This window comes from Profundibacter amoris, from assembly GCF_003544895.1.
GTDB classification, from domain to species: Bacteria; Pseudomonadota; Alphaproteobacteria; order Rhodobacterales; family Rhodobacteraceae; genus Profundibacter; species Profundibacter amoris.
In genome coordinates this window covers 469,148-493,854 of sequence record NZ_CP032125.1, presented here as the reverse complement: position 1 = coordinate 493,854, position 24,707 = coordinate 469,148, and the positions used below count along the sequence as shown (strand labels likewise).

Genomic DNA, 24,707 nt, shown 5'->3' with positions numbered 1-24,707 from the left:
GCCTAAAGAAAAGAGAAACCGCCACGAAATCGCTTTTTTCGGACATTCCGCAAAACGGCCATATGCAAGCAGCAGGCAAATCATATAGTCTATGGACAGCATATTTTGCCCTTTGACCGGACCCGTTCCATGCCCGCCCTTTGCCGTGATTGCATGACCCAGTTTGACAGCGGCCCCCGCTGTCCGCAATGTCACAGCCCGCGGGTTCTGGAACACCCCGAACTGTTCAACCTGTCGATCGCGCATATGGATTGCGATGCCTTCTATGCCTCGGTTGAAAAGCGTGACAATCCCGATCTGCGTGACAAACCCGTGATCATCGGGTCACGCCACCCGCGCAGCGTGGTGTCCACTGCCTGCTATATCGCCCGCATTAAAGGGGTGCGATCCGCGATGCCGATGTTTCAGGCGCTGAAACTTTGCCCCGATGCCGTGGTCGTGCCGGGCCGGATGGAAGTTTACGCCCAGGCCTCGCGCGATATCCGCAAACTGATGGACGAGCTGACCCCCTCGATCGAACCCCTGTCGCTGGACGAGGCGTTCCTTGACATGACTGGCACCGCCAAACTGCACCACGCGCCCCCTGCGGTGATGCTGGCACGGCTGGTCAAACGGATGGAGGATGAACTGGGTCTGTCCGGCTCTGTCGGGCTGTCACACAACAAATTTCTGGCCAAGGTGGCCTCCGATCTGGACAAACCGCGTGGCTTTTCGGTGATTGGCAAGGCCGAGACCGAAAGCTTTTTGCAAAACAAACCCGTGCGGATGATCTGGGGCGTTGGCAAGGCGATGCAGGCTTCATTAGAGGGCGCCGGCATCCGCACCTTTGACGATCTTCTACGCTGGGACCACAAGGAGCTGGGCGCGCGGTTCGGCTCGATGGGGGATCGGCTGTGGCATCTGGCGCGGGGGCAGGATGTGCGCCGCGTGTCCGCTCATGCACCGGTGAAAAGCATTTCCAAGGAAACCACTTTTTCCACCGACACGTCCGATTTAAAGGTGCTGGATGGCCATATCTTCCGGCTGTCCGAACAGGTGGCTGACCGCGCCAAGGCCAAGGGGCAGGCTGGCCGCATTGTCACCCTGAAACTGAAACGTGCCGATCACACGCAACTTAGCCGCCGCACCAGCCTGTATGACCCGACCCAGATGGCCGACCGCATTTACCGAACAGCCCGCGATGTGATGGCAAGCGTTGGCGATGAAGGCCCCTACCGCCTGATTGGGGTCGGTATCAGTGACCTTTCCCCCGCCGACACAGCCGACCTTGCGGTTGACCTGCTGGATCCGGATGCTGCCAAACGCGCCGCCGCAGAACGGGCCACCGACAGTATCCGGCAGAAATTCGGGCGCGATGCGATCAAAAAGGGCCGCGCCCTGCGCCCGAAATGATTCAAGTTTTAATCGCCCCGTGAATTTTCATCCCCTGTTAAGCCACTCAACCTTATGATTCTGACAAATGGCCCGGATTTATCCGGTTACGTGCAAACCCATAGAGAACAGGATTCATATGATGCCCGACAACAATCTGGTCAAACAAATCAATGATGCCATCGGGGCCCACGGCAGTTGGAAAATCAAACTGCGCACCGCGATCAACAAGGGGCAAAGCACCCAGAGTGTCGAGGATGTTCGCTGCGATGATAAATGTGCGTTCGGGAAATGGCTGCATGGGTCGGAAATTGACCCGCAAACCCGTAATGGCGTTCCCTACAGTGTTATCAAACGGCTTCATGCAGAATTTCATATCTGTGCCGCCGATGTTCTGAAACGGGCGACCAGCGGGGATACATCAGGCGCCGTTGAACTTCTGGAAGGGGATTTTTCGGCCAAGTCGGAAAAACTGGTGCGCGGATTGCGTAAATGGAAAAATGAATCCGCAGTTGTGTAAGGGTTACTCTGCGGCCAATGGTTGTTCACGCCGCCCTATTTCCGATATTTCACTGGCGATAGACGCGATCATCTTTTGAAAGCTGCGGAAATTGGCGTTTGGCCGGATCAGCTTTTCGTTCATATACAGGGAGCGGTCAATCTCGATCTGCACTGCATGCCGGTTCAGGGACGGGCGGCCATAGTGTTGCGCGACATATGCCCCAGCAAATGGCATATTGCGCACAACAGTCAGACCCGCGGCAACAAATGCCGCCTCGATCCGATCCACAATATCGCTATTTGCAGCAGCCCCATACCGGTCCCCCAACACAACTTCGGCCTTTGGGCCATTGCGCCGGTTAGTACTGTCTAAGGCCTCGTGCGGCATCGAGTGACAATCAATCAGCACCGCCTGACCAAACATCCTTAAGTTTTCCGCAACCAGCCCTTCAAGCGCATCATGGTATGGCTGCCAATATTGCGTCAGCCGCATATCCGCCTCGCGCTTTGGCAGTTTCCCGCGATATATGTGACGACCGCTGGAAACCACCCTCGGAATTACCCCCAACCCTGAGGCCACACGCGGATTAAGCCCCGAACGTGGCACCCCGTCGATCAACGCCGGATCCAGTTCATCACGGCTTCGGTTCAAATCCACAAAGGCCCGCGGTGCACACGCGGACAATAACGGCGCCCCAAAGGATGGCACATCCGAAAACAACAAATCGACAAAGGCATCTTCTGATGACCGTATTGTCAATTCATCCAGCACGGATTTTCGCAAGAACGCCCAAGGATAGCTGCGCCCGCTATGAGGCGAAGCAAATATCACACTTGTCGTGCGATTTTCCGGCAGTTCCAGTTGATATGTCGCCTTTGGCATTCCCTCTCCTGACACAACCTTTATAAACGGTTTCTTGTGTTTATCAAAAGCCCTTGATCAATCCTTCGACTCCTTTTATAGACCAGCAGACCGACGCGGTTCTGCCGCGTCCTATTCTTTTGGGACGTCAGGAATTGGTTGGCCATATGGGCGCTTAGCTCAGCGGTAGAGCACTTCGTTGACATCGAAGGGGTCACTGGTTCGATCCCAGTAGTGCCCACCATATGCCCCATAAGTCGGGGACCGGAATTGAAACAATGGCGCCGCTGCGCCGCGATACGAGGATGAGGTTATGAAAATTCGCAACTCTTTGCGTTCACTCAAAGGCCGCCATCGCGATTGCCGCATTGTGCGTCGCAAAGGCCGTGTTTATGTGATCAACAAAACAAACCCACGGTTCAAAGCCCGTCAGGGCTAAGCCAATCAGGTTTAACAAAAAAGGCCGCCGGGCATTTGCTCTGGCGGCCTTTTTTGTATCCGGGCGCCTTAACGGGCCGCCAGCAAGCGCACGATGGTTTGCTGCGTGACATATCCCGTCACCGGAATTTTCCGCGTCCGCTGGAACTTACGCACCGCGCGGCGGGTTTTGTCATCGAATTTTCCGTCAACCCGCCCGGGCTTCAGCCCCAGCTCTTGCAGTTTTTGTTCGACCAGCAGACGCACAATGCCGTTACCAGCCACCCGCGCCTCTTCTGCTTTGGCGCGGCGGATCTGGTCGCCATTTTCCGTATTCCCCTGCAATTCCGCACGCCTTGCCCTTGCTTCGGCCGCAAACACACCGCGGGGATAGACCCGCAGGTACCGGTTGTAAGCCTCGACCGTATCTTCCGACCGTACGCCATCCCAATAGTCCCGCTCGGCGGCAGCGGCCTCGGCACGCCGTTCTTCTTCAAACCGCTCGAGCCGTTGATGCGCGATATCGGAATACAACCCGTCGGGATAGCGTTTCAGATAGGCCCGCAACCCATCCTCGGTTCCGTCCCGTCCGGTGCGTCGCCAGTAACTTGCATCCAGCCGGTCCTGCTCCTCTTGGCGTTTGCGCGCCTCTTCTTCCAGTTCGCGCGACCGGACATCGGCTGCGGCTTGCAATGCCGAAATCTGGTTGCCGGTCAGATATCCATACCCGTCAATCCCGCGCGATTTCTGCCATGCGCCGATTGCTGCCCGTGATCCGCGGCCAAAGACCCCGTCAATCCCGCGCGGATTGAAACCCAGAATTGACAGGTTTCGCTGGATTTGCCGCCGTTGCTCGCGGGTCAGTTTCAGGTTTGCCTCGGCCGCTTTGGCCAGCAATTCTGGCCGGGCACGCAAATCCCTGATTTCACGGCGCACCGTGTCGGCATAGCGGCCATTCGGATAACGGTTCAGATAGCTTTCCAGTGCGGCAACCGTACCGATTTCGCGCACCGCTTCCAGATACAGGTATTCAGCGTCCTGCGGTTGATCCGGCGCCTGGTTTGTCTCCGGCACAAAGGGAATGTGTTTGGCAATGAAACCATCCGCCGTTACCCCGCGCGGCGCATGTTCCAGCACGTCCGCGACAGATTTCCCCGGCTTTAGCAGATCGCCAGAAAGAAGCTGTAACAATCCGGTCATCGGCCCTTTGATAACAGTTACCCCCTGAGGGATTTCGGGCTCCCCCATTCCTGCTTTCAAACCGCCGCGGGCCTTTGCGTTGTCGCTTTGGCCGATCATAACAATCGCACCCCCCGGTTTTTGCCCGGCTGCCTGCAGAATTGCCCCGACAGACAATCCCGCTTGCCCGACTGAAAAAATGTCGGGATTGCGGGCATCGCTGGCCAACAGCCAGCTGTCGCGATCACCGGAAACAAAATGCCCGCCCAGCAGAACCACAACCCGATCGGCCGGTTCAAGGGCTGCATAGAATTTCGAGGCCAGAGTTATTTGTTCGGAGCGGTCCAGATCTTCGCCGGCAAATACCCGAAAACCTGCCGCCTCGAGGGCTTGCACGCCATCTTGGGTGAAATAGAAACCCCTTATCGCCGGCTGGTCCCGATAATCGCGGTTGCCGATCACCAGCGCAACGTCTTTGGCCAAAACAGGCATTGCCAGAATGCCCAAAGCAGCTGCAAGCGCCACCTGTTTAAGTTTCAACATCATGGCGCGTGCTCCTTCTATTCGCTATGGGATCAATCGTAACTTCGTTGATCTTCGATCACTAAACCATCATTTGGCAAGCTGCCTTTGGCAACCAGCACAATTTTGCCCTTCAGCTTTAGCGTATCTGCCATTGATATCCGATAACGGTCCGCATCCGTGGCGTCTGTTTCGACCATCACGGTCATCATATCCATCTCGCCCTCGCGGGTGGCAATGACGCGGGCGCGGGAAACTTCGTCGTGTTTGGCAACGAAATCGGCCACCTGTTCGGGGCGCACGAACATGCCTTTGATCTTGGTTGTTTGATCGGCGCGGCCCATCCAGCCCTTGATGCGCATATTCGTTCTGCCACAAGGGCTTATCCCCTCCATCACGGCAGACAGATCGCCCGTAGCAAAGCGGATCAGCGGGTAATCGGGGTTCAGGGTGGTAACGACAACTTCGCCCACATCCCCCGGTGCCACAGGGTTGCCCGTGCCCGGTGTGACGATCTCGACAATCACGCCTTCGTCAACGATCATGCCTTCCTGTGCCTGGCTTTCATAGGCAATATTGCCCAGATCGGCGGTTGCATAATTTTGCAGACACAGTATCCCGCGGTCGGCATATTCCTGCCGCAGCGAGGGGAAGAGCGCCCCGCCACCAACCGCCGCCCGCGAGATTTTCAGCGGCAGGCCCATGGCCTCCGCCTTGTCCAGAATCACTTTCAGATAATCCGGCGTGCCGGCATAGGCCGTCGCGCCCACATCATGCGCCGCGCGGGCCTGCAATTCGGTTTGTCCGGTTCCGGCGGGCAAGACTGCGGCACCAACCGCGCGCGCCCCTGATTCAAAGATCATGCCGGCGGGGGTCAGGTGATAGCCAAAACAGTTCTGGATAATGTCACCCTTGCCGATTCCGGCAGCGTGCAGGAAACGACCGATGCGCCACCAGTCACCGGATATGCGGCCGGGTTCATAGATCGGGCCGGGGGATTGGTGGATATGCTCGAATCCATCCGCCGAAATCGTGGTGAACCCGCCAAATGGCGCGTTGGCTGCCTGTGCCGAAACCAGTTCGGATTTGCGGATGACAGGAAGTGCGGCCAGATCGGCAACCGTAGTTACCGACGCCGAATCTACATCGCCCAACAGGGCGGCGATACCGGACGCTGTTTTGGCACGGGCAATTTGCTGTGGCAACGCTTTGGCCAGATCGGCGGCGCGTTGATCGGCAGATCGTGTTTCCAACTCGTCAAAATACTGCATATCCTCGCCCCGCATCAGCTTAGCCACCTCTTGCGACGACGATAGGAACGCACATCGCGGAATGATTTGCGCCCGTCGTCCGAAACGCCCAGATAGAATTCTTTCACGTCCGGATTTTCACGCAGATCGGCGGCAGGGCCATCCATCACCACGCGGCCGGATTCCAGAATATAGCCGTAATGCGAATAGCGCAGGGCCATATTTGTGTTCTGCTCGGCCAACAGGAAAGACACGCCTTCCTTTTCGTTGATCGATTTTACAATCTCGAAAATCTGTTCAACCAGCTGCGGCGCCAAACCCATCGAGGGTTCATCCAGCAGCACGGTTTCAGGGCGGCTCATCAGGGCGCGTCCCATAGCAACCATCTGTTGCTCGCCACCCGATGTGTAACCGGCCTGCGATTTGCGCCGTTCTTTCAGGCGCGGGAAATAATTGTAGACCATTTCAAGGTCGGCGTTGACCGCCCCCTTGCCGTCCTTGCGCGTATAGGCGCCGGTCAGCAGGTTTTCCTCGACGGTCAGATGTTCGAAACAATGGCGCCCCTCCATCACCTGAATGACACCACGGCGCACCATGTCGGAGGGGTTCAATTCGCTGGTGTCATTGCCACGATAGGTAATCGTGCCTTTGGTCACCTCGCCGCGTTCCGAGCGCAGCAGGTTTGATATTGCTTTCAGGGTGGTGGTTTTTCCCGCCCCGTTGCCGCCCATCAGCGCGGTGATGCCCCCCTTGGGGACCGACAGGCTGACGCCCTTCAGCACAAGGATTACATGGTTGTAGATCACCTCGATATTGTTGACCTCTAGCAGGGTCTCGTCTGTGTTGGCGGCGTCGAGCATTTTCTTTATCCCAAATGTTCAAACTGTTGCCCGGGCCACCAGATGGCCGCCCGGGCAGTTGGATTAGTTACACTCGCGCGGAGTGATGTTGTTTTCTTTGGCATAGGCCATAGAATCTTCATCAATCAGCGGCTGGATCACATCCATATCGGACGGACCAAAGTCGGAGATCAGCTTCCACTCTTTGGCGGCTGCATCCCACTGCTGAACCGCACCTGTGCCAGGGCCACCGTGGTTGGCGCAGGACACTTTGAACGACGGACCAAAGTTGGGCATACCCAGTTCGGCCATACGTTCCTCGGTGATTTCCAGCGCTTCCATACCGTCACGCATATCGGCTGCGGTGATCTGGGCTTTGCCGGACAGTTCCTGTGCCTTGCGTGTGGCTTCGGCAGCAAGCATCGCGGCATAAAGACCACGGTTATACAGCACTGTGCCGATCTGGTCGCCAGCCCCAGCTGCTTTGCCTGCATCCACAACATATTTCTGGATATCGGCAAATACCGGGAAATCACTGCCGACATTGTGGAAGGTCAAAGCCTTGTAGCCGTTTGCAGCTTCGCCAGCGGGCAGCACATCGTTTTCAGAACCGGACCACCAGATACCGATGAAGTTTTCCATCGGGAATTTGATGTTCACAGCTTCCTGAATGGCAACCTGGTTCATCACGCCCCAGCCCCACATCAGAACATAGTCGGGTTTTTCGCGGCGGATTTGCAGCCATTGCGATTTCTGCTCCTGACCGGGGTGGTCAACAGCCAGCAGGCTCAGCTCGAACCCGTGCTTTTTGGCCAGTTCTTCCAGCGTGCGGATCGGCTCTTTGCCGTAGGCCGAGTTGTGATAAAGCAGCGCAACTTTTTTGCCCTTGATGTCACCGCCGTTGATATCCAGCAGGTGGTTGATGGCCAATGATGCACCATTCCAGTAGTTGGCAGGGTAGTTGAATACATTGCTGAACACCTTGCCGTTTGCGGCAGATGTGCGACCATATCCCATGGTGTGCAACGGAATGCCGTCAGCTGTCACTTTGGGGATCAACTGATAGGTAATACCGGTCGACAGTGGCTGATACACCAGGGCGCCTTCGCCTTTGGTGGATTCATAGCATTCCACACCTTTTTCGGTGGAATAGCCGGTTTCACATTCGATCACCTTGGCTTTGACGCCGCCAATACCACTGTCACGCTCATTGAGCAGTGTGAAGTAATCGGCATAGCCATCGGCAAAAGGAATACCGCCAGCGGCATAGGCGCCAGTGCGATAAGACAGCGACGGATAGACCAGTTCGGCCATCGCCGGGGCTGCGGCCATAAGGGCCGACAGTGCCAGTGTTGCAAGTTTCAATTTCATTAGTTGTTCTCCTCCGTTGAAATTTAGTATTCTCGATTTATCCGGTGTCGGGGTTTTCCCGATCTGTTATGTCTGGTCGTTCCCTAGTGCGGGAATGGCCAAAGCCTTAGTTTTTCTTTTGCCACGCGCCATAGCTGGGCCAACCCGTGTGGCTCCAGAATAAGGAACGCGATAATCAGCGCCCCGACGATGACCAGCTGGAAATGCGCAGCCAGATCTGTAGGCCAGTTCATACCCCCGACCAGCACGTTTTTCAGCAGCACCGGCAGCAGCACCATAAAGGCCGCCCCTGCAAAAGAGCCAAAGATCGACCCCAGCCCACCAATAATTACCATAAACAGCACCAGAAAGGATTTGCTGATGCCAAAGGCTTCGCCGACTTCGGCAGCCCCCAGATAGACGGTGAACAGCAACGCGCCGGAAATGCCGATAAAAAACGATGACACGGCAAAGGCTGTCAGTTTTGCCTTCAGCGGGTTCACCCCGATGATTTCGGCGGCGATATCCATATCGCGGATCGCCATCCAGCTGCGTCCCATCGTGCCGCGGGTCAGGTTGCGAGCCACCCACGCGACGGCCACAACAAACACCAGACACATCAGATATTTTTCAACCGCCCCGACATTTGATCCGGCAACCACATAGCCCATAAAGCTCCGCTCGGGGGCACTGATCTGGCCTGTGGCTGAATAGTTATAAAACCACGGCACACGATTGAACAACCACACCAGAAAGAACTGTGCAGCCAACGTAGCGACCGCCAGATAAAACCCCTTGATGCGCAGTGACGGCAGTCCAAAGGCAACACCAACCAGCGCGGTAATACCACCCGCCAGCAGGATATGGATGATGATTGAAACCTCGGGGAAGGCCGTCATCAGCTTGTAGGAGGCAAAGGCCCCCACAGCCATAAAACCGCCGGTCCCAAGGCTTAGCTGCCCGCAATAGCCAATCAGGATGTTCAGCCCGATCGTCGCAATCGCATAGATCAAGAACGGCACGATCACCGCATTGGCCCAATAATCATTGATGATAAACGGCACCACGCCAAAGGCCACCACCAACAGGACGTAATAGGCCACGCGATCAAATTTGATCGGGAAGGTCTGGTTGTCCTTGGCGTAGGACGTTTTGAAATCGCCAGCTTCGCGGTACAGCATATCCTAAACCCTCTCGATAATCTTTTCGCCAAACAGCCCTTGGGGCCGAAAGACAAGGAACAGTAGCGCCAGCACATAGGCGAACCAGTTTTCTGTAGCGCCGCCCAGATAAGGCGCGCCGATCAGGAATTCGAACATCTTTTCGCCAACCCCGATGATCAACCCGCCGACAATCGCACCAGGGATCGAGGTAAAGCCACCCAGCATCAGCACCGGCAGGGCCTTAAGCGCGATCAGTGACAGCGAGAATTGAACGCCCGATTTGGACCCCCACATAATCCCTGCCACAAGCGCGACAAATCCGGCAATCGACCAAACAATCACCCAGATCGTGCGCAACGAAATCCCGACAGACAGCGCCGCCTGATGGTCATCCGCCACAGCTCGTAGTGCGCGACCGGTTTTGGTGTATTGCGAGAACAAAACAAGCGATGCCACCAACGCAATCGCCACAATCGCCGCGATAATGTCCAGCGAGTCCAGATAGAAGCCGTAAAAATCATCTCCGCCCAGAAACGCAGTATTGGATTCCACCCAGGCATTACCGCCCTGCGGAATGCCGATATCCAGTTTCTTGATCTCGGACCCCCACATCAGGTCGCCAACCCCTTCCATGAAATAGGCCAGACCAATTGTGGCCATAAACAAGATAATCGGCTCCTGATTGACCAGATGTTTCAGCACAAACCGTTCTACCAATATCGCAAACAGGACCATCACCAGCACAGTCAACAAAATCGCCAGCAGAGCAGGCAAATGCCAGCCAAAGGAATGCACATTGGTGCCAAAAATTGCGTTGATCAACGAGGCAAAGGGGATTTGGCCATTCTGGAAACCCACCAAAGTCAGGGCGGCAAACAGCGCCATAACGCCCTGAGCATAGTTGAAAATGCCCGACGCCTTGAAAATCAGAACAAAGCCCAGCGCCACCAGTGAATACATCACCCCGGCCATCAACCCGTTCAGGAAAACCTCGACGCCATAATAAAAACCAGCAGACATTATGCGCGCCCCCCTGTGTGAAAATCAATCATGGCTCACCCCCAGATAGGCATCAATCACTTCTTGGTTGGCCAACACCTCGGACGGTGTGCCATCGCCAATCTTTTTGCCGTAGTCCATCACCACCACGCGGTCGGAAATATCCATCACCACGCCCATGTCATGTTCGATCAGTGCAATCGTGGTGCCAAATTCGTCGTTCACATCCAGAATAAAGCGGGACATGTCCTCTTTTTCCTCGACGTTCATGCCGGCCATCGGTTCGTCCAGCAGCAGCAGTTTGGGTTCGGCGGCCAGAGCTCGGCCCAACTCAACCCGCTTTTGCAAACCATAGGGCAAGCGGCCCACAGGCGTTTTGCGGATTGCCTGAATTTCAAGGAAATCGATGATCTCCTCGACCTTGCGGCGGTGTTCTTCTTCTTCCCGTGCGGCCTTGCCCCACCAGATCGCTTGCGACAGCATCCCGGCCTTTATCTTGGTCAAACGGCCGGTCATGATGTTGTCCAGCGTGCTCATCCCTTTGAACAGCGCGATATTCTGGAAGGTCCGTGCAATCCCTTGTTCGGCCACCTGATAGGGGCGCATCGAGGGACGCTTTTTGCCGTGGAACCAGACCTCGCCTTCTTGCGGATGGTAAAACCCGCTGATCACATTCAGCATCGACGATTTGCCGGCGCCGTTGGGGCCGATGATGGCGCGGATTTCGCCCTCGTGAATATCGAAACTGATATCCTCGATCGCCACCACACCGCCAAAACGCAGGGTGATGTTTTTCATCTCCATGATGGTGCCACCGATCTGGCGCCCGTCATCGGTGACATAGCCCACCGTTGTATTTTCGGTCATCGTGTTCATTCTGCCGCCACCTTCTGCTTGACAGGCACCACCGCCACATCGCGTATTTCCAGCGTTGCACTGATCGACCCTTTGCGCCCGTCCTCGTAGGTCACTTCGGTTTCGGTGTAGATTTCCGATTTGCCGCCATAAAGCGCCTCCAGAAGGTCGTTGAATTTCTCGCCCACAATCTTGCGGCGCACCTTGCGGGTGCGGGTCATTTCGCCGTCATCGGCATCCAGTTCCTTGTGCAGGATCAGGAAGCGGTGCACCTGACAGCCCGACAGCATTTCATCCTGCGCCACCGATTTGTTCACCTCTTCGATATGCGCGGCAATGGTGTTGTAAACCTCGGGGTGGCCCGCCAGTTCCTGATAGGACCCATAGGCGACGTTGTTACGTTCGGCCCAGTTGCCCACCGCCGTCAGGTCAATATTGATAAAGGCCACGCAATATTCACGATCCGCACCGAACACCACGGATTCCAGAATGTCGGGATAGAATTTCAGCTTGTTTTCAACAAACTTGGGCGCAAACATGCCGCCATCGGCCATTTTGCCAACGTCCTTGGCCCGGTCGATGATCCGCAAATGCCCGCTGCTTTTCTCGATGAAACCGGCATCCCCCGTGGCGACCCAGCCGTCGGCATCCTTGGTGTCAGCGGTGCTTTCGGGGTTTTTATAGTATTCCTCGAACACACCGGGCGAGCGGTAGTAGATCTCGCCGTTGTCCTCGATTTTGATTTCCACATCGGGGGATGGCACGCCCACCGTATCGGCCCGCACTTCACCATCCGGCTGCTGGGTGATGAAAACGGTTGCTTCGGTCTGACCATACAACTGTTTCAGGTTGATCCCCAACGAGCGATAGAATTCAAACAGCTCCGGCCCGATCGCCTCGCCCGCCGTATAACCAACCCGCACGCGGCTAAGGCCCAGCGTGTTTTTCAGCGGACCATAAACGAACAGATTACCCAACTTGTAGCTAAGCCGGTCACCAAGGCTGACCTCTTTGCCATCCAGTATGGCCGGACCCACCTTGCGGGCCACGTCCATATATTTCTTGAACAGCCACTTCTTGAACCGGCCTGCGTCCTCCATCCGGATCATAACGCTGGTCAACTGCCCCTCAAAAAACCGCGGCGGTGCGAAATAGTAGGTCGGCCCGATTTCGCGCAAATCCGTCATCATCGTATCGGCAGATTCAGGGCAGTTCACACAGAACCCTGTCCAATAGGCCTGCCCGATCGAGAAAATAAAATCGCCCACCCATGCCATCGGCAAATAGGCCAGAACCTCTTCGCCCGGTTGCAGGTGGTCAAATTCACAGGAATTCTTCGAGGTTACGATCACGTTGCGGTTCGACAGCACAACGCCCTTGGGCTTGCCGGTCGTGCCGGATGTATACAGCATCACACAGGTGCTATCCATTTTCAGCCGTGCGGTGCGGGCCTGAAGTTCGGGCAGAAATTCCTCGCGGGCGGCACGGCCCTGATCCTGAATGTGGGAAAACTGGTGCAAACGACGGTGATCGTATTTGCGCAATCCGCGCGGATCGACATAGATCATATGTTCGAACTGGTGCAACTGGTCCTGCACCTCGATCACTTTATCGACCTGTTCCTGATCCTCGACCACGATGAACCGTGCGCCGCAATGACCCAGCACATAGGCCATCTCTTCGGCGTTTGCATCCTGATACAGCGGCACAGGGATCGCCCCGACCGATTGCGCCGCAACCATGGCCCAATAGAAATACGGACGATTGCGGCCAATGATGGCAACAAAGTCGCCTTCGTGAATACCAAGGTTCAAAAAGCCAAGCGCCAGCGCCTCGACCTCGCCAGCCACATCGCTCCAGTTCCAGCGCTGCCAGATACCGTACTCTTTTTCGCGATACGCTGCCTTGTCGCCAAACGTCGCCGCATTGCGTGCAAGCAGGGCCGGAATAGATTCCAGAACCGCGTCTGATTGTGCCAAGTTGTATCCTCCCCATCTGCCGGTTTTCCGGCAGCCCACCCGTAAACGGGCGATTCTCTATTTACCCCAGCGTGACTGTTTTTTCCTGCAGGTCAATTTTTTCCTGACTTTTGCGCAAACCTAACAAATTGTAACACCTCTTTCCCAAGCGCGGCTCGAATGCTAGCGATACGGGCGAAAGGATCATGTAAAATGGCGTCATCCAAAACCACCACCGAAAACCTGACCCGCGCCGGTCTGAACCTGATCCAGCAAGCGCTGTCGATCTATGATAGCGATCTGCGTTGCGTGCGGGTGAACCGCCCTTTCAAGGAAATGTTCGACCTGCCGGAAAACCTCTGCACCCCCGGGGCGCATTTTTCCGATACCATCCGGTTTCTGGCGGAGCGTGGCGAATATGGCGAAGTCGGGGATATTGACGAATTCGTCACCTCGCGGGTGGAACAAGCCCGCGCGTTTGAAGCCCACTACATGGAGCGCACCCGCGCCAACGGCTGCACCATTTCGATCGAGGGCAACCCCCTGCCCCAGGGCGGCTGGGTCACGGTTTACACCGACATCACCGCGATCAAGGATCAGGAAAAACTGCTGCGCGCCCGCTCGGAAGAACTGTCGGACCAACTGCTGGCCCATACCGAGCGCCTGTCGCAAACCAACCGCGAGCTGGCCGCCACCAACGCCGCACTGGAAGAGGCCAAACGCCAGCTGACGGAAATGGAAGCCCGCACGCGGATGACCACGGAAATGATGCCCGCCCACATCGCCCATGTCGATGCCGATGGCTATTACACCTATTCCAACCGCCGCCTGTCCTCGATCATCCCGTCGCGCCCCTCGAACATTCTGGGCCTGCACCTGTCACAGGCCTTGGGTGATTTCGCCTATGGTAAAATCCGCCCCTATTGCGACAAGGCCCGTCAGGGCGAAGCCAGCGTGTTCGAGTTCACCGACGATGAATCCAGCCGCCGCATCCGTGTGGCCTTTACCCCGGACCAGCGCACCGGTGACAAACGCGGCGTCTATATCCTGTCGATGGATGTGACCGAAGAGGCCCAGGCCCGCGCCGCGCTGGCCCAGACCCACAAACGCGAACTGGCGGCGCAACTGACCAGCGGCATGGCCCATGATTTCGCCAATCTGCTGACCATCATTCTGGGCATGCAAAGCCGCCTTGCCCGTATGGTGAAAGACGCGGAAGCCAAGGAACTGATCACCGCCACCCAATCCGCAGCACGCCGTGGCGGCACCCTGCTGAACCGCATCGCCGAAATGTCCGGCCCGCGCGAAATGCGGCCCAGGGCGGTGGACCTGTGCCGCTTTATGAACGACCTGAAGACCCTTGCCACCCCCACCCTGCCCGAAGGCGTAACACTGCAAACCCGCTGCACCGACATTGATACGCCTGTGCTGCTGGATGCCGGATCATTGCAGGATTCCCTGCTGAACCTGATCCTGAATGCCAAAGATGCCATCGGCAAAGAAACCGGCCAGATCACCCTGACCACCAAACCCGTGCGCGACACATGGCTGGAAATCACCGTCACCGACACCGGCGGAGGGTTCAGTGATGACGCGCTGGAACATGCGCTGGATCCGTTCTTTACCACCAAGGGCGGCGAAGGCTCGGGCCTGGGCCTGTCGATGGTCTATGATCTGACCAAACTGGCGGGCGGCCATATGACATTGGCCAATACTGGTAACGGCGCACAGATCACCCTGCGCCTGCCCCTGCGCCCCGCGGCACAGGAAACCACCCCGAAACTTGTGCTTCTGGTCGAGGATTCAGACGGCATCCGCGCCACCGTGCGCGAAATGCTGACCGACATGGGGCACCGCGTAATCGAAGCCACATCAGCCGAGGAAGGCATGGCGCTGGCCATGCTCGAAGGCGTCAATTTCGTGCTGTCCGATATTTCCCTGATCGGGGATATGACAGGGGTTGAAATGCTCGACACCCTGAAACAAAACGCCCTGAAGGCCAGCACCTGCCTGATGACATCCCTGCCGGCCGATCACCCCTTGCGCATTGATGCCGCCAAACGCTATCCGCTGATCCCGAAACCTTTCACAGCCGAAGATCTGGCCGCCTTCATGAACATGGACCCGCCCGCATGACCAAACCGCTTGTCACGATCCTTGATGACGAACCCGAAATCCGCCACATGCTGGCCGACGCCCTGCAAGAGGCCGGTTTCAGAACCGCCAGCTTCGCCCGCGCCACCGAATTCGAGGCCTCGCTGAAATCCACCTCCCCCGATGTCTGTCTTGTCGATCTGGGCCTGCCGGACAAGGACGGGCTGGCGCTGGTGCACCGTCTGGCGCTGGAATCCGGCGCCTCGATCATCATCATATCGGGCCGCGCACAGGTGCAGGACCGCGTCACGGGGCTGGAACTGGGGGCGGATGACTACATCATCAAACCCTTTGACCCGGCCGAAGTCGTCGCCCGCGTCCGCGCCCGCCTGCGCAGCGGCAAAACCGGCACCAAATCCGCCAACCGCGCTCGTTTCGAGGGCTGGACAGCCCTGTTCGACAGCTATGTTCTAGTTGACAGCGAGGGCTTTGAGACCCCTTTCAGCCATGCCGAAGGCGAAGTATTGCGCCTGTTTCTCGACAGCCCCAAGCGCCTGATTTCGCGGGCACAAATGCAGGAAACCCTTGGCGGAACCGCTGGCGAAAGCTTTGATCGCGCAATGGACGTGCGCATCTCGCGCCTGCGCACCAAACTGCGCGAAGACCCCAAAAACCCCCGCCTGATCAAAACCATCTACGGGGCCGGATATATCTTTCTGGGCGACGTGATCTGGGATTGATCTTCTTCTTGCCCGAAATACCTTTGGGGGGAATTGCCGTCAGGCAAGGGGGGCCGACAGCCCCCGTCCCCGAGCGTCAGCGAGATTAAAGAGCGTTGCGCCAGCAACTCCGTTAAATAACCCCATTGGCACCCTGCCCCGCTTCCTCTACAGATTTTCCCTGACAGATATGCAGGAGAATCCCCATGACACACCTCTGGGTCCGGGCCGAACAACGGCCGAATGAAGAACGCGTCGGGTTGACGCCCGAAGGGGCCAAAGCCCTGATCGACGCGGGCATTCGCGTCACCGTGGAAGAAAGCCATGTCCGTGCCATTCCGATTGACGGCTACATCGCCGCCGGTTGCGAAATCGCAGCAGAAAACACATGGCCCGACGCCCCGCTGGACGCGATCATCTTCGGTCTGAAAGAACTGCCCGAAGACGGCACCCCCCTGCCACACCGCCACATCCTGTTCGGCCACGCCTACAAGGGACAGCCAGCAGGGCGGATCCTGCTACAGCGGTTCAAGGCCGGTGGCGGCACACTGTATGATCTGGAATATCTGGTGGACGAGGATGGCCGCCGCGTCGCCGCCTTCGGCTACTGGGCCGGTTTTGCGGGTGCCGCCGTTTCACTGAAATGCTGGGCCGCGCAACAGCACGGCGAAGTCTGCGGCCCCGTCGGCGTCTACAAAGACAAAGACGCCCTGCTGGACGATCTGAAATCAACACTTGACGCCACAGGCGCCCAACGCCCCACCGCCATCGTCATCGGCGCCCTGGGTCGTGTTGGCTCGGGCGCATCCGACCTGTGCACGGCGATGGATGTTGCCACCACCAAATGGGACATGGCTGAAACCGCATCCGGTGGCCCCTTCCCCGAAATCCTGCAACATGACGTGTTCGTCAACAGCATCTTTGCCAGCCCCGGCACGCCGGTCTTTGTGCCCGAATCCGCCAAAACCGACCCGCGCAAACTGACCGTGATTGGTGATGTGGCTTGTGATCCCGACAGCGACTTTTCCCCGATCAAGGTTTACGATCACACCACCACATGGGACAAACCCGCCCTGCGCGTGGCCGACAACCCGCCGCTGGATGTCACCGCGATCGACAACCTGCCCTCGATGCTGCCAGTGGAATCCTCAGAAGATTACGCCGCGCAACTCTTGCCAAGCCTGCTGACCCTTGGCACTCTGGACACCGGAGTCTGGGGCCGCGCCAAGGCCACATTCGACACCCAAATCGCCAAATTGTAAGGGATCACGACTATGACAATCCACTGGTGCGGCACCGGCCTATCCGCCATCCCCGGCCTGCGACGCCTGATTGAGGCGGGCCATGAAGTCACCGTCTGGAACCGCACGGTTGAAAAAGCCGAAGACGAGGTTGGCGATCTGACCCGCCGCATCAATGCCTTCACCATCGAGGCCTTAAGCGCCGAAGTGCAATCCGGCGATGTGGTGGTGTCCATGCTGCCCGGTGACTGGCATGTGCCGCTGGCGGAACTCTGCGTCGAAAAGGGCGCGAATTTCGTCTCCTCCAGCTATATCGCGCCGGAATTGCGCGCGCTGGATACGGCCGCACGCGAAGCAGGCGTGGCGCTGGTGAACGAGGTGGGCCTTGACCCCGGTATTGATCACCTGATGGCGCATTGGCTGGTGGCCGATTACCTCGCCTCGCCAGCCTATGACGTTCACAACCATATCTCGTTCATCTCGTATTGCGGCGGGGTGCCCAAACACCCCAACCCGTTCCGCTATAAATTCAGCTGGTCGCCGCTCGGGGTGCTCAAGGCCCTGCGCTCGCCCTCAAAATCCATCCGTGATTACGCGCCGCTGGATGTCGCCCGCCCGTGGGACGCGATCACCAGCTACGCCGCCCCACTGCCGCAACCGGAAACCTTCGAGGTGTATCCGAACCGCGATTCCGTCCCCTTCATGGCGCAATACCACTTTGACCCCGCCTGGCAGGTCAAGGAATTCGTGCGCGGCACCCTGCGCCTGAACGGCTGGGCCGATGCGTGGTCCGATGTGTTCACCGAAATCGAAACCGCATCTGACGCCCGCCTAAAGGAAATGTCCGATCAGTTCTGGGCCGACAACGCCTATGGCGAGGATGACCCCGACCGCGTGATCATGTGCGTGGGGCTAAAGGCCGAGGCAAACGGCACCCCCGTCTACCACAAAACCTATGTGATGGACGCCTATGGTGACGCCCGCGGCACAGCCATGGCGCGGCTGGTTTCGGTGCCGATTTCACTGGCGGTCGAGGCCGTGCTGAACCGTCAAATCCCCGCTGGTGTATCAGCGGCACCGAGTGATCCCAAACTGGTGCAAAACTGGCTGGCCGAAGTGGACCGGCTGGCACAGCATTTGCAGGTTGTGGATCATCTGGGGTAGCGGCGGCCAGGGCTTTACAAAAACCCGTCTTCAACCTCTTCCACCGAATAGCCCAGCGCCTCAAGCCCGCTTTCCAGATAGTCGGGCAGCAGCGGGATCGCCAGCAGGTAGGATTCGGTCGGGCTTCTGGCTTCGGCCTTGGCGGTCTGGATTGCCTCTTCCAGTTCCGCCGCATCAAAGGTTTCCCGCCCGATCCACATCACCGCCACCAGTGATGCCTGTTCGTCACGGTTCATATCAGCGATATACTGCCTCAAAGACGCATCGAATTCGGCCTTGCCGTCGCGCTGGCGGGCGCGGACAATGACACGGGCAATTTTATTGGTGCTGATCTGAAGCATCGGTATTCCTATTTTACGAGTCGTATGACAGTTTGCCCCAAAACCCGCTGTGGTCAAAGCCTATTCCGTGGGTTTTCCAATCGGTAGCACATTTGGTACATCGGCCTCGGTTTCCGGTGCCAGCTCCTCGAAATCGAAATTGTCCAGCCGCGCGGCGCGTTTGCCCGCCCGTTCGGCTGCAATACCGATGCCGTCCAGATCGGCGCGGGCCTGATTGAAATGGGTGTCCAGCTTGCCCACCCGTTCAACCACCATTTCCACATCGCGGTGCAACTGGCGCAGGGTTTTGCGGATCGCACCCGCCTGTTCGCGCATCCGCGCATCTTTCAGGATCGCCCGCATGGTGGTCAGCGTGGCCATGCAGGTGGTCGGTGAAACGATCCACACATGCGCTTCGAACCCCTCGCGCACCAGTTCGGGGAAATTGGCGTGCAACTCGGCGTAAACGGCCTCGGACGGCAGGAACATCAGTGCCCCGTCTGCCGTTTCGCCCTCCAGAATATACTTCTCGGAGATCGCCTTGATATGCGCCTTGACCGATATGCGCATCATTTTTGCCGCCTCGTTCGCCTCCCAGTCATTGCTGGCGTTGCGCAGGGCCTCGTAGGCTTCCAGCGGGAATTTGCTGTCGATCACAATCGGGCCGGGCGGGTTGGGCAGATCAATCAGGCAATCGGCGCGTTTGCCGTTGCTCAGGGTGAATTGCAGCTTGTAGCTGTCCTTTGGCAGGGCCTTACTGACAATATCATTCAGCTGGATTTCCCCGAAGGCCCCGCGGGTTTGTTTGTTCGACAGGATGTCTTGCAGGCTTAGAACGTCGCCCGACAGTTTCTCGATATTATCCTGCGCCTTGTCGATCGTCGCCAGCCGTTCCTGCAATTCCGTCAGGCTGCGAGTGGTTTTCACCGATGATCCGTATAGCGATTCCTGCATATTGGCCTGCACCTCGGCCAGCCGTTGTTCCAGCGTGTTCATCATCTGCGCCTGCGCCACGGCCTGCGTCTGGCTGACCGTTTGCAAGCCACCGGCCAGTTGCGATTGCCCGTCGGTCAGTGCCTGCACCCGCTGGCCCAGAAACCCCATCTGCTGCCCCAAAGGCTCAATCATTTTCACCGACCGGCCCGCGCGGCGCACCACCATGATCAGCAGGATGAACAACAGCAAAACAGCCGCAATCCCGGCTGCCGCAACATACGGCCACAGGTCGGCAAACATATCGTTCAAATCCCCAATTCCCGGCATCAGCGTCCAAACAACCTTTCGATATCTTTCAGTTTCAGTTCCACATAGGTGGGCCGCCCGTGGTTGCATTGGCCCGAATGGGGTGTCGCCTCCATTTCGCGCAGTAGGGCGTTCATTTCTTCGGCCTGCATCCGGCGACCTGACCGGATCGAGCCATGACAGGCCACACTGCTCAACACCGCTTCTAGTCGCGCCTGTACCGTCAGGCTGTCGCCCAGATCGGCCAGTTCGTCCAGAATATCGAGGATCATTCCCTTGGCGTTCACATTGCCCAGAATGGCAGGCGTTTCGCGCACCGCAATCGCGCCTGCACCAAAGGGTTCAACCACCAGCCCAAGTCGCGCTAGATCATCGGCCAATTCCAGCAGGCGTGCCGCGTCCCCTTCGGACAATTCCACGATTTCGGGGATCAGAAGGGCCTGCGAGGCCACCCCGCTATCCGCCATCTGCGCCTTTAGTTTCTCGTAAACCAGCCGTTCGTGCGCGGCGTGCTGATCGACAATCACCATGCCGTCTTTGGTTTGGGCGATGATGTAGTTTTCATGCACCTGCGCCCGTGCGGCGCCCAGCGGCAGGTCGGTTGGCGCATCTTCCTCGATCGGCGGCTCGAACCGTGCAGATGGCACAGCGGCCTCGGCAAAACCCGGCGTTTCCACCACGGGGGCCTGCATCTGGTAAGCCGTATTCAACGCCCCCTGCGACGGGCGGTCCATCTGGTAAACGCGCCCCGTGGGTTCCGGCCGGAACGCACCCAATGTCGCCCCCGCAACCGTGGTTGACGCCCGATGCCCCGAATCGGCCAATGCGTGACGCAGGGCCGATACAATCAGCCCGCGCGCGGTTCCCGGATCGCGGAAACGGACCTCGGATTTGGCGGGGTGGACGTTGACATCAACACGGTGCGGGTCACACTCCAAAAACAGCACCGCAGCCGGATGTCGGCCCCGTGACAGGAAATCGAAATAGGCCCCGCGCAACGCGCCGACCAGCAGTTTGTCGCGCACAGGGCGACCGTTGACGTAGAGGTATTGCATCACGGCTGACCCGCGTGAAAAGGTGGGCAGTGCTGCATATCCGGTCAGGGCAACCCCTTCGCGCTCGGCCTCGATCTTTAGTGCATTTTCGGCAAATTCAGCGCCCAACACTTGCCGCAAGCGCCCGTGCAGCGCATCAAACAGATCGCCGGTTTGCGCATCGGCGCGAAAGGTCAACCGCCCCTCGCCGCCACCCGACACATCGCGCAGGGTAAAGCTGACGAATGGTTCCGCCATGGCCAGCCGTTTCACCACATCGCCAATCGCCTGAACCTCGGCCCGATCCGTGCGAAGGAATTTCAGGCGCGCAGGCGTGGCATAGAACAAGTCACGCAGTTCAACCACCGTTCCACCGTTGATCGCGGCCGGTTTCACCGGCTCCATCTTGCCACCGGCCACACGGATCATCGCCCCTGCCTCACCGACCACCCGCGAGGTGATGGTCAAACGCCCGACAGCGCCCAGCGACGGCAGGGCCTCGCCGCGAAAACCGAATGTGTGGATGTTCAACAGGTCCGAGCCATCGATTTTGCTGGTGGCATGGCGCGACAGGGCAAGCGGCAGATCATCCGCGGCAATGCCGTACCCGTCATCCACCACACGGATCAGCGTTTTGCCGCCATCGGCATAGGATACATCAATCCGCCTGGCCCCGGCATCCAGCGCGTTTTCGATCAGCTCCTTCACCGCCGAGGCCGGACGTTCCACCACTTCACCCGCTGCAATGCGGTTGATTGCAGCGTCATCCAGTTGCCGGATAACAGGGCGTTTATCGCCTATATGGGGGGTAGAAGCGGGCATGCCACAATAATTAGCATACCCGCCCCCGATTCGACCACAGGGGTTATTGCTGTTGGGCTAACCTGTCCCGGACTTGATCCGGGACCTCGGGGAGGAGCATACAAGGTCCCGGATCAAGTCCGGGACAGCGCCTGATCCTACTCTGTGCTTTCCAGCCCTTCCGGCTGCCCGACCACGACAAAATGCAGATCATCGGGCCGCACCAGACGTTTGGCCACACGGGCAATATCCTCGAGCGTCACCGCATTTATTCTGTCGTTTCGGGTCTTGATATAGTCGATCGGCAAATCATCCATCTGCATCGCCACCAGAATATTCGCAATCGGCCCGTTTCCGTCAAACCGCAGCGGATAGGCGCCGGTCAGATAGGTTTTGGCCCCCTCCAGTTCCTCGGCCGTGACGCCGTTTTCCGCCATCTTGACCCATTCATCTTTGATCACCTGCACCGCCTGCGCCACACGGTCGTTGGCCGAAGCCACCCGTCCCATATACAACGCCGCAAAATCCTTGGGCAGCAGGTAGGTATAAACCCCGTAGGTCAATCCGCGTTTTTCGCGCACCTCTTCCATCAGGCGTGATTGCCGGCCGCTGCCACCCAGAATCGTGTTCATCACATAGGCGGCAAAGAAATCGGGATCATGGCGCTCAAGCCCTTCCTGCCCGAATGTCACCACCGATTGCGGCGTGTCGAACGGCACCACTGTGGTTCCGCCCTTTAACAGGAATGGCGCTTGTTCAGGCATATTGGCCCCGACGGCTGGCAAATCACCCAACAGGTTGTCCAGCAGTTTGCCCAGTTCCTCGGGCGTGATGTCGCCCACAGCACCCACATACATGCGGTCCCGTGCCATTACCGCATCCTTGGCTGCGAACAGATCGTCGCGGGTCAGGGCGGCAACGGATTCAAGCGTTCCGTTAATCGACGTCGCATAGGGATGATCGCCAAAGGCCAGGCGGTCAAAAGTGCTGCCGGAGATCGCGTCAGGATCCGTTTCGGCCGACTGGATTGCGGAAACAACCTGCGCCTTGACCCGTGTAATCGCATCTTCGTCGAAACGCGGTTCCTGCACGGCGGTGCGCAACAGGGCCAGCGCATCATTGCGGTTTTCGGTCAGGAACTGCGCCGAAACCGACATTGAATCATCGCTCACATCGAAACCGAAACTGGCCGCCAACCCTTCGGCAGCAGCGGCAAATTCCCGCGCGTCCCTGTCAGCGGCACCTTCTTCCAGCAAACCGGTCATCAGATTGATCGCCCCGCGCTTGCCTTTCGGGTCCAGACTGGCCCCGCCCAGAAAGCGGATTTCAAGGGCTGTGAAGGGGATCGAGTGCTCCTCGACCAGCCACGCGGTGATCCCCCCGGGCGAGGTCACCACCTGAATTTTGACTTCGGCCTGTGCAATCACCGAAAAGGTCAGCAGGGCGAAGAACGCCAGATAAATCCGTTTCATTGTTTCACCTCTGCTTTGGTCATGTCCCGTGCGGCCGGATTGGTCAGCCACGACGTGACCGCCTGCCTTTTGTCCTGCAACATTTTTGCGGCCTCTATCACTTCTTCGGGTGTCACATCCTGCAACACCTGCGGCCATGCCTTGATATCCTCCAGCGTCAGACCCGATGTCAGCGCAGCACCATAATCATTGGCCATCGCTTCCACATTGTCGCGCTGGTAAATCAGATCGGCCTTGATCTGCATCTTGATCCGCGTAAACTGATCCATATCCACGCCTTCCTCGATAAATTCGGCCACAGCCTTGTCCATCGCGGCTTCGCCTTCGGCCAAAGACACGCCTTCACTGGGCACAATCACCAGCCCGAAGGTGGTTTTGTCCAGCGACATCCCGTCGTAAAAAGCCGATGTATAAATCGCCTTTTGCGTTTCAAACTGCAACTTGCGCCCCAAAACCGATGTCTGCCCGTTGCCGCCCAGCAATTCCGACAACATGGTCAGTGCAGCGGCCTGTTTCTGATCCCCTGGATTGCGTTCGGGTGCCAGATAGGTGCGGATCACATAGGGCTGGGAAACCCGCGGATCGACATAGGTCAGGCGGCGTTCGGCCAGTTGCGGTGGTTCTTCTGTGCGGTGACGCGGCATTAACCCTTCTGTGGGGGCCAGCGGGCCGTAATGCTTTTTGGCCAGCTCCAGAACATTGGCGGGGTCCACATCACCCGCAACCACCAGAATGGCGTTGTTCGGGGCGTAAAACCGGCGGTAATAGGCCAGCGCATCTTCCAGCGACAGCTTTTCAACCTCGTGCTTCCAGCCGATGGTTGGTGTGCCGTAAGGGTGGTTCAGATACTGCGCCGCGCGGCGCTGTTCCCCGAACAGGGCATCAGGATTGTTTTCCACCCGCATGTTGCGTTCTTCAAGAATGACATCGCGTTCGGTGGCAATATCATCCACCGTCAGGCGCAAATCGCGCATCCGGTCGGCTTCCATCCTCATCACCAGATCCAGACGATCCGCCGCAACCCGCTGATAATATGCGGTATAATCCTGCGAGGTGAACGCATTATCCGAGCCACCATTGGCGGCCACGGTATCGGACAATTCACCGGCCTTCATGTCATCGGTGGCCTTGAACAGCAGATGTTCCAGAAAATGCGCCACGCCGGACACACCGGGTGTTTCATCGGCGGCACCGGCCCGATACCAGACCATATGCACAACCACAGGCGCGCGGTGATCCTCGATCACCACCACATCCATACCGTTGTCCAGAGTAAAGTTGCTGATCTCTTGTGCCCAGAGCGGGCGGATCAATAGCGTCAGGGCCACAAGGGCCAGACCGGGAATGCGCATTA

At 57.9% G+C, this 24,707-nt stretch carries 21 protein-coding genes and 1 tRNA gene; 8 read left to right on the top strand and 14 right to left on the bottom strand.

Translation table 11 applies throughout. The features are described 5' to 3' along the window. Positions 1 to 129 precede the first annotated feature (129 nt). Both BAR1_RS02395 and BAR1_RS02390 read left to right on the top strand, forming a co-directional pair. Complete coding sequence (locus BAR1_RS02395) at positions 130 to 1,392, top strand: DNA polymerase IV (protein ID WP_118941539.1); 1,263 nt, start codon at positions 130 to 132, stop codon at positions 1,390 to 1,392. A 121-nt stretch (positions 1,393 to 1,513) separates the two neighbouring features. Beyond that, positions 1,514 to 1,891, top strand: a complete 378-nt coding sequence (locus BAR1_RS02390) for a CZB domain-containing protein (protein ID WP_162891647.1) — start codon at positions 1,514 to 1,516, stop codon at positions 1,889 to 1,891. Between the two features lie 3 nt (positions 1,892 to 1,894). Here BAR1_RS02390 and BAR1_RS02385 read toward each other — a convergent pair whose 3' ends face one another. Further along, positions 1,895 to 2,755 carry an N-formylglutamate amidohydrolase gene (locus BAR1_RS02385; protein WP_118941537.1) on the bottom strand — a complete coding sequence of 287 codons (861 nt, stop codon included), beginning with the start codon at positions 2,753 to 2,755 and terminating at the stop codon, positions 1,895 to 1,897. A 148-nt stretch (positions 2,756 to 2,903) separates the two neighbouring features. Between BAR1_RS02385 and BAR1_RS02380 the strand changes: the two genes are divergently transcribed. Further along, positions 2,904 to 2,978, top strand: a tRNA-Val gene (locus tag BAR1_RS02380). Between the two features lie 69 nt (positions 2,979 to 3,047). After that, complete coding sequence (gene ykgO, locus BAR1_RS02375) at positions 3,048 to 3,173, top strand: type B 50S ribosomal protein L36 (protein ID WP_118941536.1); 126 nt, start codon at positions 3,048 to 3,050, stop codon at positions 3,171 to 3,173. A gap of 68 nt (positions 3,174 to 3,241) precedes the next feature. Here ykgO and BAR1_RS02370 read toward each other — a convergent pair whose 3' ends face one another. From BAR1_RS02370 to BAR1_RS02335, 8 genes are all read right to left on the bottom strand, one after another. After that, positions 3,242 to 4,876: a peptidoglycan-binding domain-containing protein gene (locus BAR1_RS02370; protein ID WP_118941535.1), complete on the bottom strand. Its 1,635-nt coding sequence runs from the start codon at positions 4,874 to 4,876 to the stop codon at positions 3,242 to 3,244. A 29-nt stretch (positions 4,877 to 4,905) separates the two neighbouring features. Beyond that, positions 4,906 to 6,123, bottom strand: a complete 1,218-nt coding sequence (locus BAR1_RS02365) for a phenylacetate--CoA ligase family protein (RefSeq protein WP_118944311.1) — start codon at positions 6,121 to 6,123, stop codon at positions 4,906 to 4,908. A 14-nt stretch (positions 6,124 to 6,137) separates the two neighbouring features. Beyond that, positions 6,138 to 6,962, bottom strand: coding sequence for an ABC transporter ATP-binding protein (locus BAR1_RS02360; protein ID WP_118941534.1), 825 nt, complete (start codon positions 6,960 to 6,962; stop codon positions 6,138 to 6,140). Positions 6,963 to 7,025: 63 nt separating this feature from the next. Then, positions 7,026 to 8,312 carry an ABC transporter substrate-binding protein gene (locus BAR1_RS02355; protein WP_118941533.1) on the bottom strand — a complete coding sequence of 429 codons (1,287 nt, stop codon included), beginning with the start codon at positions 8,310 to 8,312 and terminating at the stop codon, positions 7,026 to 7,028. Positions 8,313 to 8,395: 83 nt separating this feature from the next. Then, complete coding sequence (locus BAR1_RS02350; RefSeq protein ID WP_118941532.1) at positions 8,396 to 9,472, bottom strand: branched-chain amino acid ABC transporter permease; 1,077 nt, start codon at positions 9,470 to 9,472, stop codon at positions 8,396 to 8,398. 3 nt (positions 9,473 to 9,475) lie between these two features. Next, entirely contained in the window at positions 9,476 to 10,474 is a 999-nt protein-coding gene (locus tag BAR1_RS02345) for a branched-chain amino acid ABC transporter permease (protein ID WP_118941531.1), read from the bottom strand. A gap of 24 nt (positions 10,475 to 10,498) precedes the next feature. Further along, complete coding sequence (locus BAR1_RS02340; protein WP_118944310.1) at positions 10,499 to 11,320, bottom strand: ABC transporter ATP-binding protein; 822 nt, start codon at positions 11,318 to 11,320, stop codon at positions 10,499 to 10,501. Positions 11,321 to 11,325: 5 nt separating this feature from the next. After that, the gene (locus BAR1_RS02335) at positions 11,326 to 13,266 is read right to left on the bottom strand and encodes an AMP-binding protein (RefSeq protein ID WP_118944309.1); all 1,941 of its coding nucleotides are present in this window, start codon (positions 13,264 to 13,266) and stop codon (positions 11,326 to 11,328) included. Positions 13,267 to 13,479: 213 nt separating this feature from the next. Here BAR1_RS02335 and BAR1_RS02330 point away from each other — a divergent pair, with 213 nt between their 5' ends. From BAR1_RS02330 to BAR1_RS02315, 4 genes are all read left to right on the top strand, one after another. Then, a complete protein-coding gene (locus tag BAR1_RS02330) occupies positions 13,480 to 15,402 on the top strand; it encodes a hybrid sensor histidine kinase/response regulator (RefSeq protein WP_118941530.1) in 1,923 nt (640 codons plus the stop codon). Beyond that, positions 15,399 to 16,100: a response regulator transcription factor gene (locus BAR1_RS02325; protein ID WP_118941529.1), complete on the top strand. Its 702-nt coding sequence runs from the start codon at positions 15,399 to 15,401 to the stop codon at positions 16,098 to 16,100. Before BAR1_RS02330 ends, BAR1_RS02325 begins: the two co-directional genes overlap by 4 nt. Before the next feature lie 185 nt (positions 16,101 to 16,285). Next, positions 16,286 to 17,341, top strand: a complete 1,056-nt coding sequence (locus BAR1_RS02320) for a saccharopine dehydrogenase (RefSeq protein ID WP_118941528.1) — start codon at positions 16,286 to 16,288, stop codon at positions 17,339 to 17,341. A 12-nt stretch (positions 17,342 to 17,353) separates the two neighbouring features. Then, a complete protein-coding gene (locus BAR1_RS02315) occupies positions 17,354 to 18,484 on the top strand; it encodes a saccharopine dehydrogenase family protein (RefSeq protein WP_118941527.1) in 1,131 nt (376 codons plus the stop codon). Between the two features lie 14 nt (positions 18,485 to 18,498). Here BAR1_RS02315 and BAR1_RS02310 read toward each other — a convergent pair whose 3' ends face one another. The 5 genes from BAR1_RS02310 to BAR1_RS02290 form a co-directional block, all read right to left on the bottom strand. Continuing rightward, entirely contained in the window at positions 18,499 to 18,825 is a 327-nt protein-coding gene (locus BAR1_RS02310; RefSeq protein ID WP_118941526.1) for a DUF3775 domain-containing protein, read from the bottom strand. Positions 18,826 to 18,885: 60 nt separating this feature from the next. After that, positions 18,886 to 20,067: a DNA recombination protein RmuC gene (locus BAR1_RS02305; protein WP_118941525.1), complete on the bottom strand. Its 1,182-nt coding sequence runs from the start codon at positions 20,065 to 20,067 to the stop codon at positions 18,886 to 18,888. Continuing rightward, positions 20,067 to 21,902 carry a DNA mismatch repair endonuclease MutL gene (gene mutL, locus BAR1_RS02300; protein ID WP_118941524.1) on the bottom strand — a complete coding sequence of 612 codons (1,836 nt, stop codon included), beginning with the start codon at positions 21,900 to 21,902 and terminating at the stop codon, positions 20,067 to 20,069. The genes BAR1_RS02305 and mutL overlap by 1 nt, the downstream gene beginning before the upstream one ends. A 137-nt stretch (positions 21,903 to 22,039) precedes the next feature. Continuing rightward, entirely contained in the window at positions 22,040 to 23,353 is a 1,314-nt protein-coding gene (locus BAR1_RS02295) for a M16 family metallopeptidase (RefSeq protein WP_118941523.1), read from the bottom strand. Next, the gene (locus BAR1_RS02290) at positions 23,350 to 24,705 is read right to left on the bottom strand and encodes a M16 family metallopeptidase (RefSeq protein ID WP_118941522.1); all 1,356 of its coding nucleotides are present in this window, start codon (positions 24,703 to 24,705) and stop codon (positions 23,350 to 23,352) included. The genes BAR1_RS02295 and BAR1_RS02290 overlap by 4 nt, the downstream gene beginning before the upstream one ends. Between the last annotated feature and the right edge of the window lie 2 nt (positions 24,706 to 24,707).

Excerpts from the sequence above, each read along its gene's own strand:
- BAR1_RS02385 (WP_118941537.1), bottom strand. The coding sequence starts at position 2,755 with ATGCCAAAGGCGACATATCAACTGGAACTGCCGGAAAATCGCACGACA.
- BAR1_RS02320 (WP_118941528.1), top strand. The coding sequence starts at position 16,286 with ATGACACACCTCTGGGTCCGGGCCGAACAACGGCCGAATGAAGAACGC.
- BAR1_RS02295 (WP_118941523.1), bottom strand. The coding sequence starts at position 23,353 with ATGAAACGGATTTATCTGGCGTTCTTCGCCCTGCTGACCTTTTCGGTG.
- BAR1_RS02325 (WP_118941529.1), top strand. The coding sequence starts at position 15,399 with ATGACCAAACCGCTTGTCACGATCCTTGATGACGAACCCGAAATCCGC.
- BAR1_RS02340 (WP_118944310.1), bottom strand. The coding sequence starts at position 11,320 with ATGACCGAAAATACAACGGTGGGCTATGTCACCGATGACGGGCGCCAG.
- BAR1_RS02360 (WP_118941534.1), bottom strand. The coding sequence starts at position 6,962 with ATGCTCGACGCCGCCAACACAGACGAGACCCTGCTAGAGGTCAACAAT.
- BAR1_RS02355 (WP_118941533.1), bottom strand. The coding sequence starts at position 8,312 with ATGAAATTGAAACTTGCAACACTGGCACTGTCGGCCCTTATGGCCGCA.
- BAR1_RS02290 (WP_118941522.1), bottom strand. The coding sequence starts at position 24,705 with ATGCGCATTCCCGGTCTGGCCCTTGTGGCCCTGACGCTATTGATCCGC.
- mutL (WP_118941524.1), bottom strand. The coding sequence starts at position 21,902 with ATGCCCGCTTCTACCCCCCATATAGGCGATAAACGCCCTGTTATCCGG.
- BAR1_RS02395 (WP_118941539.1), top strand. The coding sequence starts at position 130 with ATGCCCGCCCTTTGCCGTGATTGCATGACCCAGTTTGACAGCGGCCCC.
- BAR1_RS02305 (WP_118941525.1), bottom strand. The coding sequence starts at position 20,067 with ATGCCGGGAATTGGGGATTTGAACGATATGTTTGCCGACCTGTGGCCG.
- BAR1_RS02365 (WP_118944311.1), bottom strand. The coding sequence starts at position 6,123 with ATGCAGTATTTTGACGAGTTGGAAACACGATCTGCCGATCAACGCGCC.
- BAR1_RS02315 (WP_118941527.1), top strand. The coding sequence starts at position 17,354 with ATGACAATCCACTGGTGCGGCACCGGCCTATCCGCCATCCCCGGCCTG.
- ykgO (WP_118941536.1), top strand. The coding sequence starts at position 3,048 with ATGAAAATTCGCAACTCTTTGCGTTCACTCAAAGGCCGCCATCGCGAT.
- BAR1_RS02330 (WP_118941530.1), top strand. The coding sequence starts at position 13,480 with ATGGCGTCATCCAAAACCACCACCGAAAACCTGACCCGCGCCGGTCTG.
- BAR1_RS02350 (WP_118941532.1), bottom strand. The coding sequence starts at position 9,472 with ATGCTGTACCGCGAAGCTGGCGATTTCAAAACGTCCTACGCCAAGGAC.
- BAR1_RS02390 (WP_162891647.1), top strand. The coding sequence starts at position 1,514 with ATGCCCGACAACAATCTGGTCAAACAAATCAATGATGCCATCGGGGCC.
- BAR1_RS02310 (WP_118941526.1), bottom strand. The coding sequence starts at position 18,825 with ATGCTTCAGATCAGCACCAATAAAATTGCCCGTGTCATTGTCCGCGCC.
- BAR1_RS02370 (WP_118941535.1), bottom strand. The coding sequence starts at position 4,876 with ATGATGTTGAAACTTAAACAGGTGGCGCTTGCAGCTGCTTTGGGCATT.
- BAR1_RS02345 (WP_118941531.1), bottom strand. The coding sequence starts at position 10,474 with ATGTCTGCTGGTTTTTATTATGGCGTCGAGGTTTTCCTGAACGGGTTG.